18 protein-coding genes are annotated in these 20,346 nt (G+C 71.7%); 11 read left to right on the top strand and 7 right to left on the bottom strand.

Annotation, left to right across the window (positions count from 1 at the left end; genetic code table 11):
- The first annotated feature begins 104 nt into the window (after positions 1-104).
- Both M1E25_RS18800 and glnA2 read left to right on the top strand, forming a co-directional pair.
- Positions 105-1,442 (top strand): MFS transporter, encoded by a 1,338-nt coding sequence (locus M1E25_RS18800; protein WP_251417099.1) that lies wholly within the window; start codon positions 105-107, stop codon positions 1,440-1,442.
- A 436-nt stretch (positions 1,443-1,878) separates the two neighbouring features.
- On the top strand, positions 1,879-3,240 hold the full coding sequence (gene glnA2 / locus M1E25_RS18805) for a gamma-glutamylpolyamine synthetase GlnA2 (protein ID WP_251417101.1): 1,362 nt from the start codon (positions 1,879-1,881) through the stop codon (positions 3,238-3,240).
- Positions 3,241-3,872: 632 nt separating this feature from the next.
- Here glnA2 and M1E25_RS18810 read toward each other — a convergent pair.
- Entirely contained in the window at positions 3,873-4,472 is a 600-nt protein-coding gene (locus M1E25_RS18810) for a GNAT family N-acetyltransferase (RefSeq protein ID WP_285830920.1), read from the bottom strand.
- A 450-nt stretch (positions 4,473-4,922) separates the two neighbouring features.
- Between M1E25_RS18810 and M1E25_RS18815 the strand changes: the two genes are divergently transcribed.
- Positions 4,923-5,555: a LysE family transporter gene (locus M1E25_RS18815; RefSeq protein ID WP_251417103.1), complete on the top strand. Its 633-nt coding sequence runs from the start codon at positions 4,923-4,925 to the stop codon at positions 5,553-5,555.
- Between the two features lie 173 nt (positions 5,556-5,728).
- Complete coding sequence (locus M1E25_RS18820) at positions 5,729-5,941, top strand: hypothetical protein (RefSeq protein ID WP_251417104.1); 213 nt, start codon at positions 5,729-5,731, stop codon at positions 5,939-5,941.
- A 107-nt stretch (positions 5,942-6,048) separates the two neighbouring features.
- On the opposite strand, the gene M1E25_RS18825 is transcribed toward M1E25_RS18820, so the two are convergent.
- On the bottom strand, positions 6,049-7,251 hold the full coding sequence (locus M1E25_RS18825; protein WP_251417105.1) for an epoxide hydrolase family protein: 1,203 nt from the start codon (positions 7,249-7,251) through the stop codon (positions 6,049-6,051).
- 543 nt (positions 7,252-7,794) lie between these two features.
- Between M1E25_RS18825 and M1E25_RS18830 the strand changes: the two genes are divergently transcribed.
- From M1E25_RS18830 to M1E25_RS18845, 4 genes are all read left to right on the top strand, one after another.
- Complete coding sequence (locus tag M1E25_RS18830) at positions 7,795-8,259, top strand: hypothetical protein (protein WP_251417107.1); 465 nt, start codon at positions 7,795-7,797, stop codon at positions 8,257-8,259.
- Positions 8,256-8,912, top strand: a complete 657-nt coding sequence (locus M1E25_RS18835) for a YeeE/YedE family protein (RefSeq protein WP_251417108.1) — start codon at positions 8,256-8,258, stop codon at positions 8,910-8,912. The genes M1E25_RS18830 and M1E25_RS18835 overlap by 4 nt, the downstream gene beginning before the upstream one ends.
- A complete protein-coding gene (locus tag M1E25_RS18840) occupies positions 8,912-9,328 on the top strand; it encodes a YeeE/YedE thiosulfate transporter family protein (protein ID WP_251417110.1) in 417 nt (138 codons plus the stop codon). The genes M1E25_RS18835 and M1E25_RS18840 overlap by 1 nt, the downstream gene beginning before the upstream one ends.
- Before the next feature lie 158 nt (positions 9,329-9,486).
- Positions 9,487-9,909: an NTP pyrophosphohydrolase gene (locus M1E25_RS18845; protein WP_251417113.1), complete on the top strand. Its 423-nt coding sequence runs from the start codon at positions 9,487-9,489 to the stop codon at positions 9,907-9,909.
- A gap of 142 nt (positions 9,910-10,051) precedes the next feature.
- On the opposite strand, the gene M1E25_RS18850 is transcribed toward M1E25_RS18845, so the two are convergent.
- Positions 10,052-10,900 (bottom strand): alpha/beta fold hydrolase, encoded by an 849-nt coding sequence (locus M1E25_RS18850; protein ID WP_251417114.1) that lies wholly within the window; start codon positions 10,898-10,900, stop codon positions 10,052-10,054.
- 81 nt (positions 10,901-10,981) lie between these two features.
- Positions 10,982-11,671, bottom strand: coding sequence for a hypothetical protein (locus M1E25_RS18855; RefSeq protein ID WP_251417116.1), 690 nt, complete (start codon positions 11,669-11,671; stop codon positions 10,982-10,984).
- 134 nt (positions 11,672-11,805) lie between these two features.
- On the opposite strand from M1E25_RS18855, the gene M1E25_RS18860 reads away from it, so the two are divergent.
- The 3 genes from M1E25_RS18860 to M1E25_RS18870 all read left to right on the top strand — a co-directional run bounded on the left by M1E25_RS18860 (position 11,806) and on the right by M1E25_RS18870 (position 16,176).
- A complete protein-coding gene (locus M1E25_RS18860; RefSeq protein WP_251417119.1) occupies positions 11,806-12,477 on the top strand; it encodes a DUF4389 domain-containing protein in 672 nt (223 codons plus the stop codon).
- 161 nt (positions 12,478-12,638) lie between these two features.
- A complete protein-coding gene (locus tag M1E25_RS18865) occupies positions 12,639-12,998 on the top strand; it encodes a DUF805 domain-containing protein (RefSeq protein ID WP_251417121.1) in 360 nt (119 codons plus the stop codon).
- 127 nt (positions 12,999-13,125) lie between these two features.
- A complete protein-coding gene (locus M1E25_RS18870) occupies positions 13,126-16,176 on the top strand; it encodes a bifunctional [glutamine synthetase] adenylyltransferase/[glutamine synthetase]-adenylyl-L-tyrosine phosphorylase (RefSeq protein ID WP_251417165.1) in 3,051 nt (1,016 codons plus the stop codon).
- A gap of 139 nt (positions 16,177-16,315) precedes the next feature.
- Here the strand turns inward: M1E25_RS18870 and M1E25_RS18875 are convergent, their stop codons facing one another.
- From M1E25_RS18875 to M1E25_RS18885, 3 genes are all read right to left on the bottom strand, one after another.
- Positions 16,316-17,452: a phosphatase PAP2 family protein gene (locus M1E25_RS18875; RefSeq protein ID WP_372501088.1), complete on the bottom strand. Its 1,137-nt coding sequence runs from the start codon at positions 17,450-17,452 to the stop codon at positions 16,316-16,318.
- A gap of 141 nt (positions 17,453-17,593) precedes the next feature.
- Positions 17,594-18,676 (bottom strand): LacI family DNA-binding transcriptional regulator, encoded by a 1,083-nt coding sequence (locus tag M1E25_RS18880; protein WP_285830921.1) that lies wholly within the window; start codon positions 18,674-18,676, stop codon positions 17,594-17,596.
- Position 18,677: 1 nt separating this feature from the next.
- A complete protein-coding gene (locus tag M1E25_RS18885; protein WP_251417126.1) occupies positions 18,678-20,330 on the bottom strand; it encodes a glycoside hydrolase family 13 protein in 1,653 nt (550 codons plus the stop codon).
- Positions 20,331-20,346 lie beyond the last annotated feature (16 nt).

Below are 20,346 nucleotides of genomic sequence, written 5' to 3' on the forward strand. Positions count from 1 at the left end.
GGGCGGAAACGCGCTGTTCACCAGGGGGAATACGTCGACCGGGTCGTTTGTTCCGCAAGGGAACTTAAATATGCTCCCAGTCTCCGCAGCCGAAAGGTCCCCCCATGCCCCTGGCCCTGCTCGCCCTCGCGATCGGCGCCTTCGGTATCGGCACCACCGAGTTCGTCATGATGGGGCTCCTGCCCAACGTCGCGGACGACCTGGGCATCCCGGTGCCCACAGCCGGCCACCTCGTCTCCGCCTACGCCATCGGCGTCGTCATCGGCGCCCCGCTGCTCACCGCACTCGGCGCCCGGGTGCCGCGCAAGCGGATGCTCGTGCTGCTCATGGCCGTCTTCACGGCCGGCAACCTCGCGTCCGCACTGGCCCCCGACTACGAACTGCTCCTCGTCGGGCGGGTGCTCGCCGGGCTCCCGCACGGTGCGTTCTTCGGCGTCGGTGCCGTCGTCGCGGCCCGGCTCGTGACCGAGGACCGGCGCGCCCGGGCAGTCGCCGCCATGTTCCTGGGCCTGACGGTTGCCAACATCGTCGGGGTCCCGGCGGCGACCCTGCTCGGCCAGAACCTCGGCTGGCGGACGACCTTCCTGCTCGTCGCCTCGATCGGCGTGCTCGCCATGGGCTCACTGGCGCTGCTCGTCCCGCGGATGCCGGCCGAGCCGGGCGGCGGACTCGTCCGCGAGGTCCGGGCACTCGGCGACCGGCAGGTGCTTCTGGGGCTGCTCACCGCGATCTTCGGGTTCGCCGGGATCTTCGCCGTCTACAGCTACCTGGCATCGATGATGACCGAGGTCACCGGCCTCGCCGAGTCGTCCGTCACCCTCGTTCTCGCCCTCTTCGGCATTGGCATGACCCTGGGGGCGCTGCTCGCCGGGCCGCTCACCGACCGGGCTCTGCGGCCCACCCTCTACGGTTCGCTCGCCGCGCTCGCCGTGGCGCTGGGCGTCTTCGGCTCCGTCGTGCACGTCCGATGGGCGGCGCTGGTGATGGTGGTGGTACTCGGGGCGGTCGGCTTCCTGACCACGACACCGCTCCAGATGCTCGTCATGAACAAGGCCCACCGGGCCCCGACCCTGGCGTCGGCCTCGAACCACTCCGCCTTCAACCTGGCGAATGCGGGCGGGGCCTGGCTGGGCGGCCTCGCCGTTACGGCGGGCTGGGGATGGACGTCGCCCGCATTCGTGGGCGCGGCGCTGGCGGTGGCGGGTCTGGGGATCGCGCTGCTCGCGGGGGCGATGGACCGCGGGCGGGGGGCGGTGGCGGACGTGGCCGAGGCCGGTGCGGTGGCCGACGCGGGGGGCTCGCGGGTGGTGGCGCGGGGTGGGGAGCGGACGGATGCGCGGTTGCCTGCGCGGGGCGGAGAGCGGGTGGGCCGACAGGGGCGCGGCTCGGGGTCGCGGGTCCTGGGGCCGGTGTCCGGGGCGGGGCGCCCTCCGCTGGACTGAGAGGTGGGCGCGGTGAGCAGCTCGCCCCTGCCGGGGGTAGGAGGGAAATCGGGATCCGGGGAGGGATGGGTGGCGGAGTCATGCTGTGTTGTCCCTCGTCGGTCTGTTCTGCGGAGGCCTGTGCCGCTCCGCTGTCCCCTGAGGGCGCCCGTGGCCTCGGCGTGGGACGAGTCGAGGCACGTGACCGGCCTATTGCGTCTGTCTGACACGATCTCCCGTGGGCGTTCGCCCGGCGGCCCGCGTGGGGCATGCCCGGTCGTGCCGCCGCGCGACCGGCGCCGGGCGTGAGCCGGGACTCAGGGCCTAGCCTGGGCCGGGAGCGGAGCGGTGCGTGGCGGGTACGAAACCCCGTGGAAACCGCGACGCGCGATACTGAGGTGGCGAACGTCGGGCGAAGTCGCTGAATCAGGACTCTGACCTGCGAGGATTGGGAACTATGGATAAGCAGCAGGAGTTCGTGCTCCGGACGCTCGAAGAGCGCGACATCCGCTTCGTGCGTCTGTGGTTCACCGATGTGCTCGGGTTCCTCAAGTCGGTCGCCGTGGCGCCGGCGGAACTGGAGCAGGCCTTCGACGAGGGCATCGGGTTCGACGGATCCGCGATCGAGGGGTTCGCGCGCGTCTACGAGTCCGACATGATCGCCAAACCGGATCCCGGCACCTTCCAGATCCTGCCGTGGCGCGCCGAAGCCCCCGGAACGGCGCGGATGTTCTGCGACATCCTGATGCCGGACGGTTCCCCCTCGTACGCCGACCCGCGCTATGTCCTCAAGCGCATCCTCGCCAAGACCTCCGACCTCGGGTTCACCTTCTACACACACCCGGAGATCGAGTTCTTCCTGCTGAAGGACAAACCGATGGACGGGCGCCGGCCGGTGCCCGCCGACTCGTCCGGTTACTTCGACCACACGCCGCAGAACGTCGGCATGGACTTCCGCCGCCAGGCCATCACCATGCTCGAATCCATGGGGATCTCGGTCGAGTTCTCGCACCACGAGGGCGCGCCGGGCCAGCAGGAGATCGATCTGCGCTATGCCGACGCGCTGTCCACGGCGGACAACATCATGACGTTCCGGCTGGTCATGAAGCAGGTCGCGCTGGAGCAGGGCGTCCAGGCCACGTTCATGCCCAAGCCGTTCTCGGAGTATCCCGGCTCGGGGATGCACACCCACCTCTCGCTCTTCGAGGGCGACCGCAACGCCTTCCACGAGTCGGGTGCCGAGTACCGGCTGTCCAAGGTGGGGCGTTCCTTCATCGCCGGCCTGCTGCGTCACGCCGCCGAGGTCTCGGCGGTGACGAACCAGTGGGTCAACTCCTACAAGCGGATCTGGGGCGGTTCCCAGCGCACTGCGGGCGCGGGCGGCGAGGCGCCGTCGTACATCTGCTGGGGTCACAACAACCGTTCGGCGCTCATCCGGGTGCCGATGTACAAGCCCGGCAAGACCGGGTCGACCCGGGTCGAGGTGCGTTCGCTGGACTCCGGCGCGAACCCCTACCTCGCGTACGCGGTGCTGCTCGCCGCCGGGCTCAAGGGCATCGAGCAGGGCTACGAGCTGCCGGCCGGCGCCGACGACGACGTCTGGGCGCTCACCGACGCCGAGCGGCGCGCCATGGGCATCGAACCGTTGCCGCAGAACCTGGGCGAGGCGATCACCCTCATGGAGCGCAGCGAACTGGTCGCCGAGACGCTCGGCGAGCACGTCTTCGACTTCTTCCTGCGCAACAAGAAGTCGGAGTGGGAGGAGTACCGCTCCGAGGTCACCGCCTTCGAGCTGCGCAAGAACCTGCCGGTGCTGTAGCGCAGCGACAACCTCTCGCGGGCCGGCGGCACATGGTCGCCGGCCCGGAGACGTCTCATCGGTCGTGGGTCGTCCATCAATTCCCACGCCTACGATGTGTCCATCACTGCTGCATCACCGTCGAGGCAGCATGGCGGACCACGTCAAGCTGTCCCGATTCCCACCATCCGGCGGGGCGTCCGGGAGGCGATCCGTGAAACGGCGGCTTACCCAGTTCGGTGTCACCCTTCTGGGCATCGAGGCGTGGGCAGCCCTTCGCGACACGACATCGCTTCTCTCGCTGGCGATCGGCTGTCTCTGCGTCGCGATACTCGCTTGTTACTTCTTTTTCCGGGTCTGGCGAGAGATCCAGGCCGTCAAGGAAGGCAACAGGCAGGCCCGGGAGCGTCGGGAAGCGCGTAGGCGTCGGCGACACGTAGGTGAGTAGCCGACCGCCCTCTTGGCCGGCGGTGGCAGGGCAGCCGTGCCCGATCCGTGCTCGACGGGTCGGTGAAGCACGGTCAACAGCGGGCACCGGGACGCACCCGAGACGCGCCAGGTCACCTGTTCGTCGCTGGTTCGACCCGGAGGACTACGAGGCCCGGTAGGCGGTCGAGTGCGGCATCAATCGCCTCAAGAGAGGCGATCGGTGGTCACCAGGCAGGCCGGACCCGTGGTCCGCTACGGGACCACCGTTCTCGTTGCCGTCGTCGACGAGTGGTTGTGACGTACTGTTCCGACGACAACTCGAACACCCGTACTCGCCGACCGCAGGTGGGATTGACGGTCTCTTGGACCGGATGCATCCCCAGTTTGGCAGTGATCCGCTCGGAGGCGTCGTTCCCCACTTGAATGATGCTGACGATCCGCTCCAGCCCTCGCTCTTCGAACCCGAACCGTACAGCGGCCGCAGCGGCCTCGGTGGCCAAGCCCTGCCCCCAGTGGGAACGTCCCAGCCGCCAGCCGACTTCAACCGCCGGCAGCACCTCCGGCAAGTAGTCGGGCACCGAAAGGCCGGTGAATCCGGCCAGTTCGCCGGTGGACCGGATCTCCACGGCGAACAGGCCGAAGCCCTGTGACTCCCACTCGCTCTCCCATGCCTGGACCCCGCCACGAGTCTGCTGTTCGTCACGGATGTTGCCGTCACGGATCCACCGCATGACCTCGGGGTCGGCATTGACGGCAGCCATGGGCGCAACGTCCTCCTCGCGCCAGCGACGCAGGATCGAACGGGGAGTCTCAAGCGGAACCATCCGATCATTCTGGATCAGGAATGGGCGCGCCGCCATCCTCACCAGACACGTTCGATACCCGCCCGAGTCCTCTTGTCGCTGATTCCAACGGAACCTGCTCCTGCACGGGACCGACCCTGCCGGTTGCCGTGGCGCAGGGACAACTTCTCGCGGGCCGCCGGCCCGGAACACACCAGGGCTCACCTGTTCCAGCTCGTCACCCGTCACCGCGATGTGAACTTCACCGTCCGCGAGGGGGACCCCGGCCAGGGCAGGCCACCGGCCGAACCCGCTTCACCGGCCCCGGGACAGCGGCCACGGGCCCGAAAATGGGTTGCCCGGACCGTCGCGACGTTCGCAGGATCTGTTCATGAATGCGACCCTCGCCTCTCTGCCGTCGACTTCCGCCGTCCGATCGGTGCGCGTCCAGCAGCAGCCCGGCCGACTGCGAAGGCCGATGCTCCCGCACTCGTGATTGCCGCGCTGGTCGCGGGCCTCCTCGCCGGCTACGGCATCGCCATGCCCGTGGGGGCGGTGGCAACACATCTGGTCGCTCTGACGGCCCGGACTTCTTTGAAGATCGGGGCTTGTGCCGCGCTGGGTGTCGCAACCGCCGACGGTCTCTACGCGTTGATCGCCGCGCTTGGGGGCTCCGCGCTCATCCCCGCCGTCGAACCGATCGTGATTCCCCTGCGGTGGGTCTCGGCCCTGGTGCTCATCGCACTGGCTGCCCACAGCAGTGCCACGGCAGTCAGCCGGTACCGCACTCGGCAGGCGGCGACCCGGACCGACGAGGTTCCCCTCCATCCCGCACGGGCCTATGCGGGACTGCTGGGAATCACGATGATGAACCCCCTGACCGTGGTCTACTTCACAGCACTTGTGATCGGCGGTCAGGGCACCGCGGCTCCGGGCCGGTCGGAGCAGGCCGTGTTCGTCCTCGCGGCCTTCGCGGCGTCCGCGAGTTGGCAACTGCTGCTCGCCGGTGGGGGAGCGCTCCTCGGCCGAACTCTGACCGGCAATCGGGGCCGGCTCATCACTGCCATGGCTTCCAGCGCGCTGATCGCCGGGCTCGCCGTCCACCTGCTCACCTCGGCGCCATGACGAGGTCCCGGTCCGACAACTGCGGCTGGCGCCGCAGGGCTGTGACGCGAGCCGGGCGTGGGTCGCTCTCCCGGGGGCACTCCGCCGGCCTCACGTGAGTTCGGTCAACGGCCCGGAGGCCCTCCGGCAGAAACGCGGACCGGCAGGTGAAGCACTGGAGGGCCGGTGTCGTCGTGCCAAAGCTGCCGACCGGGGAGTACCGGCGGCTCCCGCTCGCGTTCGGCGACGTTCACGTCGACCGGAACGACCGGAGTGCGTTCCGGCAGGTGCTGCAGTTCGGCGTTCGGAACCTGTGCGAAGCCGAGTTGGAGTGGCTCGTGGTGAACACGTTCGAGCACCGGCCCGGAACGGTCACGCTTCCCCCGGAGCGCGCGCGACCGACCTGACCCGGGTCTGTCGGCGCCTGCTCGGAGAGAACCGCCGGAGGCGCACCACCGCCGGCGGGCTCGCCCGTGCCGTCGGCGTGCACCCCTCGGGCGACGCCGGCCCGGCGTCAGCCGGGGGAGGCCGTGCGGAACCGGCGGAAGAACGTCCGGATGTCGTCGACCAGCAGGTCGGGCTCCTCCATCGCGGCGAAGTGACCGCCCCGGTCGAACTCCGACCATTGGACGATGTTGTTCGTCCGGTCCGCGATGTGCCGCAGCGGAATGAAGTTCTCCTGCGGGAACGCGGCCAGCGCGGTCGGCGTCGTCGACGGCTCCGGGGGTGCACCCCAGTAGTCCGCGTGGGCGCGCTCGTAGTAGATGCGCGCGGACGATCCCGCAGTTCCGGTCAGCCAGTACAGCATCACGTTCGTGAGCAGCTGGTCGCGGTCGACGGCGTCCTCCGGCCGGTCCTGCGAGTCCGTCCACTCCATGAACTTCTCAGCGATCCAGGCCAGTTGCCCCACCGGGGAGTCGGTGAGGGCGTAGGCGAGGGTCTGCGGACGGGTGGACTGGATGTCCGCGTAGCCCTGGCGATCCCGGTTCCACTCCCGGGTCCGTTCCCAGGAGGCCAGCGTGCGCGCACGTTCGGCCGAGTCGAGTCCGGCCAGTGTCTCCGCGGTCGGTTCCGTGACGGCAGCGGTCCCGGGGATCAGGTTCAGATGGACGCCGACGACCCGATCGGGACGGATGCGGCCGAGCTCGCGGGAGACGGCCGAGCCCCAGTCGCCGCCCTGTGCGCCGTACCGCCGGTAGCCGAGGCGCTCCATCAGCTCCGCGAACGCGGCGGCGATCCGCCGGTACTCCCAGCCGGTCTCCCGGGTCGGCCCGGAGAAGCCGAATCCGGGAATGCTCGGTATCACCAGGTGAAAGGCGTCGGAGGGGTCCGCTCCGTGGGTGCGCGGGTCGGTCAGCGGGCCGGTGATCCCGGTGAACTCCACGATGGAGCCAGGCCAGCCGTGCGTGATGATCAACGGGACCGCGTCGGGTTCCGGTGAACGGACGTGGGCGAAGTGGATCTTTGCTCCGTCGACGGTGGTGGTGGACTGCGGCCACCGGTTCAGCCGGGCCTCGGCGGCGCGCCAGTCGTACCCGTGACGCCAGTAGCGGACGAGTTCCTGCAGGTAGTCGCGCGGGATCCCGTACGCCCAGCCGACACCGGGCAGTTGATCCGGCCACCGGGTGCGGTCCAGGCGCTGGTTCAGGTCCTCCAGCTCGCTGTCGGGGACGGCGATGCGGAAGGGGTGGATGCCGTCGTCGGCCGGAGTGGTCATGGGGCGCATGCTAGGCGGCGCCCGGCCGGGACGGGAGCGCACGCCATGACGGAGGACGCGGGGAGGCGGGGGAAGGCGTCCCGCCAGGTGTGCGGTGGCACGATGCGGAGGATCCGCAGGCAGCGAGGCGGCCCGACTCGCCGTGGCCACCGCTCGGTTCGGCTCCGGACGAGGTCTGATGCGCCCCCGGCTGCCGGGACTTGCCGGCGGGCCCGCAGAGCGGCGGAGGCGGACGGCGTCCGGTCCGGGGGCCACCGCACCAACTGCGAGCGACGAAGCGGAATGTCCCGCGGACCCGGCGGGGTGATGCGTTCGCAAGGTTGCTCGACAGCCCCAAACAATGATTGCATCACGCGTCGACGCGGTGTCGGCAGTCGTGCCGCGCCGCCCTGCCCGCAATCCCCGGTGCCTTGCGATCGTCGACCGGGCACTGCAAGGACAGGAACCGAGAACGGTGACCGCCCACCCCGGACGGTCGGTGCGCGCCGCTCAGAAGGGAGCAACGTGGGTTGCTCACACGCTGCAGCATGTCCGCTCTTCCCCTTGCTCAAATCGAGCCTGCAGGGGTGGCGCGACCACTACTGCGACAGCCAGGACAGGTGGCTCGAGTGCGCGCGCTACCAGATGTCGCTCACCGGCGAGCGTGTGCCGATCAGTCTGCTGCCCAACGGGCACCAGGCACTGCACCTCGCGTCCCAGGCCAACTGGTCCGGTACGGTCGCGGAGGCGCAGGCACCGCGGCGGGCGCCCCGGCAGGAAGCCGCACAGGAAGCCCTTTCGGATTTCCGCCGGGAGTTCCGTGAGGAACCGCCGATGTCCGATCCGCGGTCGCGGGACACCGTGCACCGGTTCGAACCGGCCCTCCCGCCGGTCACGCCGCGGCACCGTCAGCCGTCGCAGCAAACCCAGTCCCCCCAGCCACAGGACCGCCCCGCCGGCCACTCGCGCCGAGCGGCGAAGCGCGGCCTGTGGGCCCGGCTCGTCGATTGGATGACAAGCCCCTCATGAGTACTTACTGGCCCTGGTGGGCGGGCGCCCTCGGGCTCGCCCTGGTGACCGTCCTCCACACCGTTGTCACCGGTCGCTCGCTGGGCATCTCGTCGGCGTGGGACCGCGTCCTGCACTGGCGCCGTGAACGCCGGATCGAGCGGCTGGAAGAGGAGTTCACCGACGAGAAGGCGCTCGCCGACGCCCTCGCCGCGGCCACCGCCGAGCACTTCGGGACCGTGCCCGCAGCGCCGGCCGCCGCGTACGCCCCGCAGGGGGAGACCGGGCCTGCGCCATGGGACGAGGAGCCGGCCCCGCCTGCCGCAGCTTCGGCCGCCAACCAGCGGCCGGCCCCGTTGTTCACCCAGGCCGCCCTGCTGGTGTCGGTCTTCGTCGGCGGACTGATCGCCGCGGTCACCTCCGGACGATTCGATCTCCGTCTCGACATGGGCCCCGGGTTCCGGGACATGGTCACGGCCGACCCCTGGATCATGACCGCTGTGCTGTTCGCCGGAGGCGTGCTGGTCGGCTTCGGCACACGCCTGGCGGGCGGGTGCAGCTCCGGCCACGGCCTGAGCGGCTGCGGCCGTCTGCGCCCGGTCAGCATCGTCGCGACCGCCGTGTTCTTCGGTACCGCCTCCGCGGTGTCGTTCCTCCTGTGGAAGGTGATCTGATGCGCACGCGCGGCGCAGTGCTACTGGGCAACGTCCTCGCCGGACTGGCACTCGGCTTCGTCGTCACCAACATCGGCTTCGGTGACTACACCGAGCTCAACCGCATGTTCACCTTCCAGGACCTGCGCATGTTCCTCGCCTTCGCCGGGGCGGTCGCGATCATCGTGTGCGTCTTCGCCCTGCTGCGGGTCCGCCGCACGCCGGGCCGCATCCACGCCGGTGTGGTCCCCGGCGCGGTGCTGTTCGGCACCGGCTGGGCGGTCTCCGGCGGGTGCCCGGCCATCCCGATCATCCAGGTCGCCAGCGGCTATCTGCCGGCGGTGATCACCATCGTCGGCGTCGTCGTCGGAATGCGGCTGTGCCGCTGGGCCAACGGCCGGTACTTCCACCTCGACAGGGGGTCCTGCGGGCTCTGACCCGGCGCTCCGCCAGGATCTGCACGGCTTCGGGCCGACGGTGACGAACCGTCGGCCCGGAGGTGTTTTCGGCGGGTGGTGGAGGCCCGGCCGGTTCCCCCGCTCTCCGGGTGCGCCGCGGCTCCCGCCCCGGCAGGGGACCGTGGCAGGGTTGCCGTGTGAACGCAGCAGATCGGCCCCTGGTCATCGTGGACGCGGCCAACACGGTGGGCTCCGTCCCGGACGGCTGGTGGCGCGACCGCCACGGCGCGACGGAACGCCTGCGGGACCGGCTGGCCCGGTTCGCCCGGGAGGGGCTGCCCCGGGGGCGGGACGTCCCCGAGTGGGCTGCCTCCGGTGACGCGCCGCCGGAGATCGTGCTGGTCGTCGAGGGGGCGGCGAAGCACGTGCCGTCCGTCCCGGGCGTCCGGGCGGATCCCGCAGGCGGGAGCGGCGACGACCGGATCGTGGAGCTGGTGCGGGAGCTCTCCGGTCGGCCGTGCCTGGTGGTCACCGCCGACCGGGAGCTGAGGCGGCGGGTGGCCGGACACGGGGCGGTGTGCGTGGGACCGCGTGCGGTTCGCCCCGCCCCCGGGGCATAGCGTCCCGGACGGGGCGTCCGGCCGCGATGTCGGGTTCGCCCACGCCCTGTTGCGCTGCGGCAGCCACGCGTTCCCGGACGGCGCCGGGTGAACCCGGTCGCGACGCCCCGGCCGTGCCACGGAGCACCTCCCGGATGGTGCCTCAGCTCATGAGCCGGTCCAGGAACCGCGCGGTGGCCGCCACGAAGCGGTCGGCGTCGTCGAGCCACGGGTAGTGCCCGGAACCCGGCAGGACGACGAACTCCGCGTCGGGGAACAGTGCCGCGAACTCCTCCATCGGGCGCGGGGGCGTCGCCAGGTCGAGGTCCCCGGCGAGCAGCAGCACCGGCTGTCCGAAGGCGGCGAGTGCCCTGCGGGTGGCGTCGGGGTCGAAGGCGCCGTCGTTGTACACGGCCGCCGCCTCCGTGTTGGTCTGCTCGTCCTCCGACGCCTGGAGGGACTGCGCCGCCTCGTCCCAACGGCCGTGCAGGAACGGCGTGATCGCACGCCAGGAGCCGTCCGTGCCGCTGCCCGCGACGATCTCCTCCAGGACGGTGAAGGCGGTCGGGAACCACGGCTCCTCCCGACGCGGCCGAGCCGCCCCGAGCCGGTCCTCGTCGGTGACCGCAATCCCGACGGCGTTGACGCTGGGCGTGATCAGGGCGAGCCTGCCGATCCGTTCCGGGTGGCGGCCCGCGTACAGCGCCGCCAGGCTCGCGCCGGCGGAGTGTGCGAGCAGGTCCATCCGATCGAGGCCGAGGTGCTCGCGCAGCGCCTCGAGGTCGCCGACGAGCCGGTCGCAGCGGTAGGAGCCGGGATCCGCGGGTACTGCCGACCGGCCGGTGCCGCGGAGGTCCAGCCTGATCAACTGCCGGTGTGCGGACAGGCCGCCGAGGTCGCCGAGGTAGGCGGAGTCCCGCATCGGGCCGCCTGGCAGACAGACGACGGGTGCGCCGTCCCCGGAGACGTGGTAGGCGAGTTCGGTTCCATCGGGTGCGGTGAAGGTGGGCATGGGGCACGACCCTGTCAGCGGGGCCCGGCCCGGATCAACCGCGTGGCCCGCGGCGCACGGCGGATGCCGCACGGGCCGGACTCAGGTCCGCGCCGCGACCCGGGCGCGCAGGTTGCGGAACTGCCGGGTCTGCATGACGAAGTGCGCGGGTTCGCCGAGCAGCAGGTCGAACGGCCGGGTGAGCGCGCGCGGCCGGCTCCGGCCGCGGGTGCGGACCACCAGACGAGTGCTGCCGCCGGGCCTCGGCCGCAGATGGAACCCCCAGACCCCCTGCGCGAAGCCGCGTGGCGCGGAACCGGGCCCGCTGTCCGGGGCCCGGGCCAGTGAGTGCCCGGAGGGCAGCTGCAGCTCCGAACGCAGCACCAGGGTCCGGTCCGGTTCCAGCACAGCCACCGTGAACCAGGTCCGGCGGTCGCGTGCCGCGACCAGGCGCTGTCCTTCCTCCAGGTGCTGCCACTCGGGCACGATGCGGTCGGCGCTCGGTTCCCCGTAGTGGTCCAGCCGGTCCCAGCTGTACCAGCCCCCGCGGTCGCCTCCCATCTGCACCAGCCAGGCCCAGACCGCACCGGGCGGTGCCGGCAGCGTGGTCGCCATCGTGGAGGTGCTGTCGGGGTCGGGAACGATCGCGTCGCCGGGGCAGGCCCGGTTCGTCTCCTCTTCGGTCGCACCCCAGGTGAGCATCCGCGGCCGGAACCAGAACGTGTACAGGACCGCCGCGGCGGAGGCCGTCACGAGCGGGAGCAGACCGGCTCGGCGTCGGTGTCCGCTCATGCCTCCAGAGTCGCATCGCCCCACGTGGACCGCCATCGGGGTGCGGACGCGACTCGCGTCCCCCCCGGGCCGCGTGCGAGCCTGGGTCCGTGGTCGCGGGACCTACGCTCCGACGAGCGTGAGGAGTGACGCACATGACTGCCGAGAACACGTCCCCCGTGCGGATCGAGGCGTCACTCGATCCGCAGCTCTCCCGATGGCTGTGGCTGGTGAAGTGGTTGCTGGCCATCCCGCACTACATCGTGCTGTGCTTCCTGTGGGTCGGGTTCGTGCTGGTGACCGTCGTGGCTTTCTTCGCGGTGCTCTTCACCGCCCGGTACCCACGGCCCCTGTTCGACTTCAACGTCGGTGTCCTGCGCTGGAACTGGCGCGTCGCCTACTACGCCCACACGGCGCTCGGCACCGACCGCTACCCGCCGTTCACGCTCGCCGACGTCCCCGACTACCCGGCACACCTCGACGTCGCCTACCCGGAACGGCTCTCCCGCGGCCTCGTCCTGGTGAAGTGGTGGTTGCTGGCGATCCCGCAGTACATCGTCGTCGGCATGCTCGCCGGAAACGGGTGGGGCAATGGCTGGCACAGCGGGCTCATCGCCTACCTGTCGCTGGTCGCCGTGATCGTGCTCGCCGCCACCGGCCGTTACCCGCGCTCCCTGTTCGGGCTGCTGATCGGGCTGACCCGCTGGGTCGCGCGCGTGACCGTCTACGCCGCGCTGATGACCGACGTCTACCCGCCGTTCCGGCTGGACCTGGGCGGCCGGGAGAACCGGCTGGAGCCGCAGCGCGGGACGGGCGACGACGGGTGAGCCGGTCTCCAGCACGGCGGAGTCACCGGAATATCTCATTCCGGCCATGGTTGATCATGTCGGCAATGATGGCTTGACCTGTGCAGTTCAAGCCACCTAGTGTCGCAATCCGACCTGGCCAGAAGGACAGGACGCACACTCGAGTCCTGTGGGGGGACACCATGAGCTGGTACCTGGAAGTCCTGAAGAAGTACGCGGTGTTCAGCGGTCGCGCGCGCCGCAAGGAGTACTGGATGTTCACGCTGGTCAGCGTCGTGATCAGCATCGTGCTGACGATCGTCGACAAGGCGGTCCTCGACTCGAGCATCCTCAACGGCCTCTACAGCCTCGCCGTCCTCCTCCCCACCCTCGCGGTGGGTGCGCGTCGGCTGCACGACACCGGCCGCTCCGGCTGGTGGCAGCTCATCGGCGTCGTCCCGCTGGTCGGCTGGATCGTCCTGATCGTCTTCTTCGCCTCCGCCGGCGAGCAGAACCAGAACGCGCACGGCGCCAACCCGAAGTTCGCGCCGGCCCAGGCCTGACCGACCGCCGCTCCGCCCGTCCCGACCGCCCGCCGGCAGCAGCCGGCGGGCGGTCGTCGTACCGGCGGCCTTCCGGCCGGATAGGCTCGGCAGCAGCCCTTGACCCACGGGAGGCGGCGGTATGTCCATGTCCGTTCCGCAAGGACGCCGGAGCAGTCCCTCCACTCAGCTGCTGCGGCGGGGTTTCACCGACCCGGCGGCCGCCGACACCCTGCTCGACGCGCCCGACCTGGTCGCAGTCCGCTCCGACCCCGTCCTCCTCGATGCGCTCGGCATGACGGCCGACCCCGACCTGGCCCTGCGCAGCCTGGTGCGCCTCATCGAGGCGCTCTCCGTCGGCGACGAGGTGCGGGCGGCGTCCGGCGAGGAAGTCCGCCCCGAGACCCAGGTCCTGCTGGAGACCCTGGTCGCCGCGAAACCCCTGCGCGACCGGCTGCTGGGCGTCCTGGGCGCATCCGAGGCGCTCGGCGACCACCTGGCCCGCCACCCCGGGGACTGGCAGGCCATGGCGACGTTCGACGCCGCGGCCGACCTCCACCCCGATCTGGGCGACTTCGAGACGTGCCTCGGCGACGCCGCCGACCCCGACAGCCTGCGCATCGCCTACCGCCGCTGCCTCCTCGGCATCGCCGCCCGCGACCTCTGCGGCACCACCGACCTGCCCGCCACCGCCGCCGAACTGGCCGACCTCGCCACCGCCACCCTCCGGGCCGCGCTGCGCATCGCCGAGGCGGCGGCTCCCGAAGACGCCGACCGGTGCCGGCTCGCGGTCATCGGCATGGGCAAGTGCGGCGGCCACGAGCTGAACTACGTCTCCGACGTCGACGTCATCTTCGTCGCGGAGGCCGCCGACGGGGCCCCGGAGGACGAGGCGCTCCAGGCGGCGACCCGGCTCGCCTCGCACCTCATGCGGATCTGCTCCGACAACACCGCCGAGGGCACGATCTGGCCGGTCGACGCCAACCTGCGCCCCGAGGGACGCAACGGGCCCCTGGTGCGCACCCTCGCCAGCCATCTCGCCTACTACCAGCGGTGGGCCAAGACCTGGGAGTTCCAGGCCCTGCTCAAGGCCCGGCCGGTCGCCGGCGACGCCCGGCTGGGGCGCGAGTACATCGACGCCGTGCACCCCCTGGTCTGGCAGGCCGCCGAGCGCGAGAACTTCGTCTCCGACGTGCAGCAGATGCGCCGCCGCGTCGTCGACAACATCCCCGCCGCCCAGGTGGACCGGGAGCTCAAACTCGGCCCCGGCGGGCTTCGGGACGTCGAGTTCGCCGTCCAGCTCCTGCAGTTGGTGCACGGGCGGGCGGACGCCTCGCTCCGCAGCGGAAGCACCCTCGACGCGCTCTCCGCCCTCGCGGCCGGCGGCTACGTGGGCCGGGCCGACGCCGGGGCGCTCGACGACGCGTACCGCTTCCTGCGCTCCATGGAGCACCACATCCAGCTCTACCGGATGCGCCGCACCCACCTGGTCCCCGAGGACGAGGCCGACCTGCGCCGACTCGGACGCTCCCTGGCGGGCCTCTACGGCTGGGACCGCCGCGCCGAACCCGTCGCCGAACTCCGCCGCGCCTGGAAGCGGTACGCCCGCGAGGTGCGCCGGCTCCACGAGAAGCTCTTCTACCGGCCGCTGCTCGACGCCGCCGCACAGCTGGAACCCGGCGAGGTCCGGCTGAGCCCGCGGGCTGCCGGCCAGCGGCTGGAGGCGCTCGGGTACATGGACCCGTCCGCCGCACTGCGCCACATCGAGGCGCTGGCCTCGGGGGTCACCCGCAAGGCGGCCATCCAGCGCACCCTGCTGCCCGTCCTCCTCGGCTGGTTCGCCGACTCGGCCGACCCGGACGCCGGTCTGCTGAACTTCCGCAAGGTCTCCGACGCCCTCGGCAAGACGCCCTGGTACCTGCGGCTCCTACGGGACGAGGGGGCCGCCGCCGAGAACCTGGCCCGCGTCCTGTCCGCCGGCCGCCTGGCTCCCGACCTGCTGCTGCGTGCCCCGGAGGCCGTTGCGCTGCTCGGAGACCCGGAGGGGCTGCGCCCGCGCGGGCGGGACCACCTGGAGCAGGAGATCCTGGCCGCCGTGGGCCGGGCCGACACCCCCGAGCAGGCGGTCGTCGCAGCCCGTGGCGTGCGCCGGCGCGAGCTGTTCCGCACGGCCGCGGCCGACCTCATCCGGGCCTACGGAACCGAGGAGCGGCCCGCTGACCAGGAACCCGGCGAGGCCGTCGACCTGATCGGGGGCGCGGTGTCCGACATCAACGCCGCGACCGTCGCGGGGGCCCTGCGGGCGGCCGTCCGCGCCCAGTGGGGCGACGAGCTGCCCACCCGCTTCGCCGTGATCGGCATGGGCCGCTTCGGCGGCCACGAACTCGGCTACGGATCCGACGCGGACGTGCTGTTCGTCCATGAGCCGCGCGAGGGTGTCGGCGAGCAGGAGGCGTCCCGGGCGGCGTTCGCCGTGGCCAACGAGATCCGCAGGCTGCTCCAGCTGCCCACGGCGGATCCGCCGCTGCTGGTCGATGCGGATCTGCGCCCGGAGGGCAAGACCGGCCCCCTGGTGCGCACGCTGTCCTCCTATGCCGCCTACTACCGGCGGTGGTCCCTGGTGTGGGAGTTCCAGGCCCTGCTGCGGGCGGCTCCCGTCGCTGGGGACCGGGAGCTCGGCGAGCGTTTTGTCGAGCTGATCGACCCGCTGCGTTACCCGGAGAACGGCCTCAAGGACGACTCGGTGCGCGAGATCAGGCGGCTCAAGGCACGGATGGAGGCCGAGCGGCTGCCGCGCGGCGCCGACCCGCAGACCCACACCAAGCTGGGGCGCGGAGGGCTCTCCGACGTGGAGTGGACCGTGCAGCTGCTGCAGATGAACCACGCCCACGCCGAGCCGGGGCTGCGCACCACCCGTACCCGCCCGGCGCTCGCGGTGGCCCGGGAGTGCGGACTGATCGGCGCGGAGGAGGCCGGAATCCTCGATGAGGCGTGGGTGCTGGCGAGCCGGGTGCGCAACGCCGTGATGCTGGTCCGGGGCCGGCCCGGGGACACGTTCCCCACCGAGGGTCGCGAGCTCGCCGCGGTCGGCCGCTACCTCGGCTACGAACCGGGGCACATCGGGGACATGCTCGACGACTACCGGCGCATCACCAGACGGGCCCGCGGCGTGATCGAGGACCTGTTCTACGGGGGCTAGGTCCGGGTCAGGTCCTTGTCCGGCACATAGCGCTGTCAACGCAGCAGGTGCGCGTGCCAGGGGCGCGGGCCCTCGCACGGTCGCACTCCGCGACGGCGGGGTGCGCGGGGTGACCCCGGCCCTGCCCCGGGCGCCGCGTCTACGGCGCAGGTCTGCGCTGCTGCGAACGGGCCGTTGCGCGGGGCCCGGCCGGAGCGGTCTCCCGGGGCGGAGGCGCCGGGGAAGCCACGGCGGCCGGGTGCGCGGGAGCCGAAGCCGGGGGAGCAGCCGCGGCGGTGCCTACGGGGACCGGCGCGGCCGCAGCCGTCGCGTCCGGACGCCCGGAGGCCGGGGGCACCGGCGGGTCCTGCCGCCACATCACCCGGTGGACCAGCCGGGTCGCGCCCGTGGCCGTCCGCGTCCGCGGGGAGGCCGCGGACGAGCACACCACCGTGCGGCGGACGGGGGCGACGTGCCGGGGCAGCCGGTGAGGCAGGCATCCGTACCAGGCGAAGGCCACCCCGTAACCGAAGGCCAGGCAGATCAGCCCGCCGACGGCGTCGAGCCAGAAGTGGTTCGCGGTGGCCACGATCACCACGAGGGTCAGCAACGGGTAGATCAGCCCGAGGGCCTTCACCCAGGTCCGCCGGGCCAGCAGCGCGAGGGTGATCCCGCACCACACGGACCAGCCGATGTGCATCGACGGCATGGCCGCGTACTGGTTGGACACCGAAGCCATGTAGCCCGAGGTCAGCGACCCCCAGGTGTGGTGCTCCAGGACGGTGTCGACGAATCCCTGTCCCGGCATCAGCCTCGGCGGCGCCAGTGGATACAGGTAGTAGCCGAGCAACGCCACGCCGGTGGTGGCGAACAGCACCAGCCGGATCGCCGCGTAACGGCCGGGGTGACGGCGGAAGAGCCACATCAGGACCAGGATCGTGACGGCGAAGTGCAGTGTCGCGTACCAGTAGTTCATGCCGACGATCAGCCAGCTCACCGAGTTCACGGCGTGGTTGACGCTCTTCTCGATCGCCAGGCCCAGCGCGGCTTCGGCGTCCCAGATCCAGCGGGCGTTGTGCAGAGCCGCAGCCTTCTGTTCGGGCACCGCGTTGCGCACCAGCGAGTACGTCCAGTAACTCACGCCCACCAGCAGGATTTCGAACCACAACCGGGGGCGTCGCGGCAAGCGCAGCCAGACCGGGGAGGGGCGGGAGCGGGATGTTCGCCCGGCGCGCTCCTCAGTGGGTGACAGCGGTGCGGCAGGCCCGTGCAGAGTCCTCACAATGGAATCACCCATAACGCGACATACTGCCAGAAGGTTCTCGCTATCGATGATCTCTCCGCGCGCGTCGGGATGCATCTCCTGGCTCGGCCGCGTCGGGACCGCCCCGGAGGCCCGTGGTCCGCTGTGGCCTGCTGCCGCGCGACGGTCCCGCTGTTACGCGGTGGCGCTGTCGGCCGCCCCGGCCGCCCCGGCCGCCCCGGCCGGCGCGGCGGCCGTCGAGCCGCGGACCACGAGTTCGGGGAGGAACACGAACTCGCTGGGCGGCGCGGGCGTCCCGCCGATCTCCTCCAGCAGGGCCCGCACGGCGGCTTGTCCCATCGCCGTGACCGGCTGCCTGATCGTGGTCAGCGGAGGGTCGGTGAACGCGATGAGCGGGGAGTCGTCGAAGCCCACCACCGACACGTCGCCCGGTACGTCCAGGCCGTGCATCCGGGCCGCCCGAATCGCCCCGAGGGCCATCATGTCGCTCGCGCACACCACGGCCGTGCAGCCGCGTTCGATCAGCGCGGACGCTGCCGCCTGCCCGCCCTCCAGCGTGAACAGCGAATGCTGGACCAGCTCCCGGGCCCGCTCGGCGGGCAGGCTCAGCACGTCCGCCATGCTCCGCAGGAAGCCGTCGATTTTCCGCTGCACCGGCACGTACCGTTTCGGGCCCAGTGCGAGGCCGATCCGCTCGTGCCCGAGCGCAGCGAGATGTGTGACGGCCAGCCGCATCGCCGCCCGGTCGTCGGGCGAGACGAACGGCGCCTGGACCTCCGCCGAGAAGCCGTTGATGAGCACGAACGGGATGCCCTGGGCCCGCAGCTGCTCGTAACGCTGCATGTCCGCCGAGGTGTCCGCGTGCAGTCCCGAGACGAAGATGATCCCGGCGACCCCGCGGTCCACCAGCATCTCGGTCAGCTCGTCCTCGGTGAATCCACCCGGGGTCTGGGTGGCGAGCACGGGTGTGTAGCCGTCCCGCGCCAGCACCTGCCCGATGACCTGAGCGAAGGCAGGGAAGATCGGGTTGTCCAGCTCCGGGATGATCAGCCCGACCAGGCCGGCGCTGCGCTGCCGCAGCCGCACCGGACGCTCGTAGCCCAGCACGTCGAGCGCGGCCAGCACCGACTGGCGGGTGGTCGCGGCCACGCCCGGCTTGCCGTTGAGCACCCGGCTCACCGTCGCCTCGCTGACCCCCGCCTGGGCGGCGATGTCGGCGAGGCGAGCAGTGGTGGGGGCGGCCTGTACCCGTCGCATGTCAGACAGTCCACCACACACACGCATCGGCGGGGATCCGCACCGTCCCGCTGCCCGTGCGGCCCTGCGGGAAGGCGACGGCCGGCGGCGTGCTGGAGAGGACCGGCCGCCCGGGCACGGGGAGTTCGACATCGTGGCCGAGCGTGTTCAGGGTGCAGACGAAACCGGGACGGGACAGGGCCAGTACGCCGTCGGGCGCGTCCAACCACGTCATGGCGCCGTCGCCCAGCCCCGGCAGCTGCCGGCGCAGCGCCAGCGCCGAGCGGTACAGCTCCAGGGTGGAATCCGGGTCGCCGCTCTGCGCGCCGACCGACAGCCCGGCCCACTCGGGCGGCTGCGGAAGCCAGCTGCCGCCCGTGCCGAATCCGTGGCTCGCGCCCTCGGGCGTCCACGGCAGCGGGACGCGGCAGCCGTCACGGGTGCCGTCCTGGCTCCCCTCGCGGAAGAACGCCGGGTCCTGGCGCACCTCGTCGGGGAGGTCCACGACCTCGGGCAGGCCGAGCTCCTCGCCCTGGTAGACGTACGTCGACCCGGGCAGCGCCAGCATCAGCAGCGCCGCCGCCCGGGCCCGGCGCAGGCCCGTCTCTCCGCCGCCGTAGCGGGTGGTGTGCCGGACCACGTCGTGGTTGGACAGCACCCAGGTGGTGGGGGCGCCCACCGAGGCCGTCGCGGCCAGCGACTCGTCGATCACGGAGCGCATCGCGGGCGCGTTCCAGTCGCAGCTCAGGAAGTGGAAGTTGAACGCCTGGTGGAGCTCGTCGGGGCGGACGTACAGCGCCAGCCGCTGGGAGTCCGGGGCCCACGCCTCGGCGACGCCGATGCGCTCGCCGTCGTAGGAGTCGAGGAGCGTGCGCCAGTGGCGGTGGATCTCGTGCACACCGTCCTGGTCGAAGAACGGGAGCCGCTGCGAGCCGATCATCTTCGCCTGCTCGTCGGCACCGATGTCGGGCAGCCCCGGCGCCTTGACCATGCCGTGTGCGACGTCGATCCGGAAGCCGTCGACGCCGAGGTCCAGCCAGAAGCGCAGGATCGAGTCGAACTCCTCGCGCACCTCGCGGCTGTCCCAGTTCAGGTCGGGCTGCTCGGGGGCGAAGATGTGCAGGTACCACTCGCCGGGGGTGCCGTCCGCGTTCACGGTGCGGGTCCAGGCGGGGCCGCCGAACACCGACTCCCAGTCGTTGGGCGGCAGTTCACCGTTCCTGCCCCGTCCGGGACGGAAGTGGTAGCGGTCCCGTGAGGCCGCGCCCGCCCCCTCCTCGAGCGCGGCCCGGAACCACACGTGCTGGTCCGAGGTGTGGTTCGGGACGATGTCCACGATCACCTTCAGCCCCAGCTCGTGAGCCGTGCGCACCAGGTCGTCCGCGTCCGCGAGGTCGCCGAACAGCGGGTCCACGGAGCGGCAGTCGGATACGTCGTACCCGCCGTCCGCCTGCGGTGAGGCGTAGAACGGGGTGAGCCAGACCGCGTCCACGCCCAGCTCCGCGAGGTACGGCAGCCGTCGGCGGATGCCCGGCAGGTCGCCGATGCCGTCGCCGTCGCTGTCCGCGAACGAGCGCACGTACACCTGGTAGATGACGGCGCTGCGCCACCAGCCTTCCGCTTCGGTGGGGGCGGCGGTGTGGAGGCCGACGGACGGAGCGAGGTCCTGGGTCATGATGCGTCCCAATCGG

Source organism: Streptomyces meridianus (assembly GCF_023703325.1).
Lineage (GTDB): Bacteria > Actinomycetota > Actinomycetes > Streptomycetales > Streptomycetaceae > Streptomyces > Streptomyces meridianus.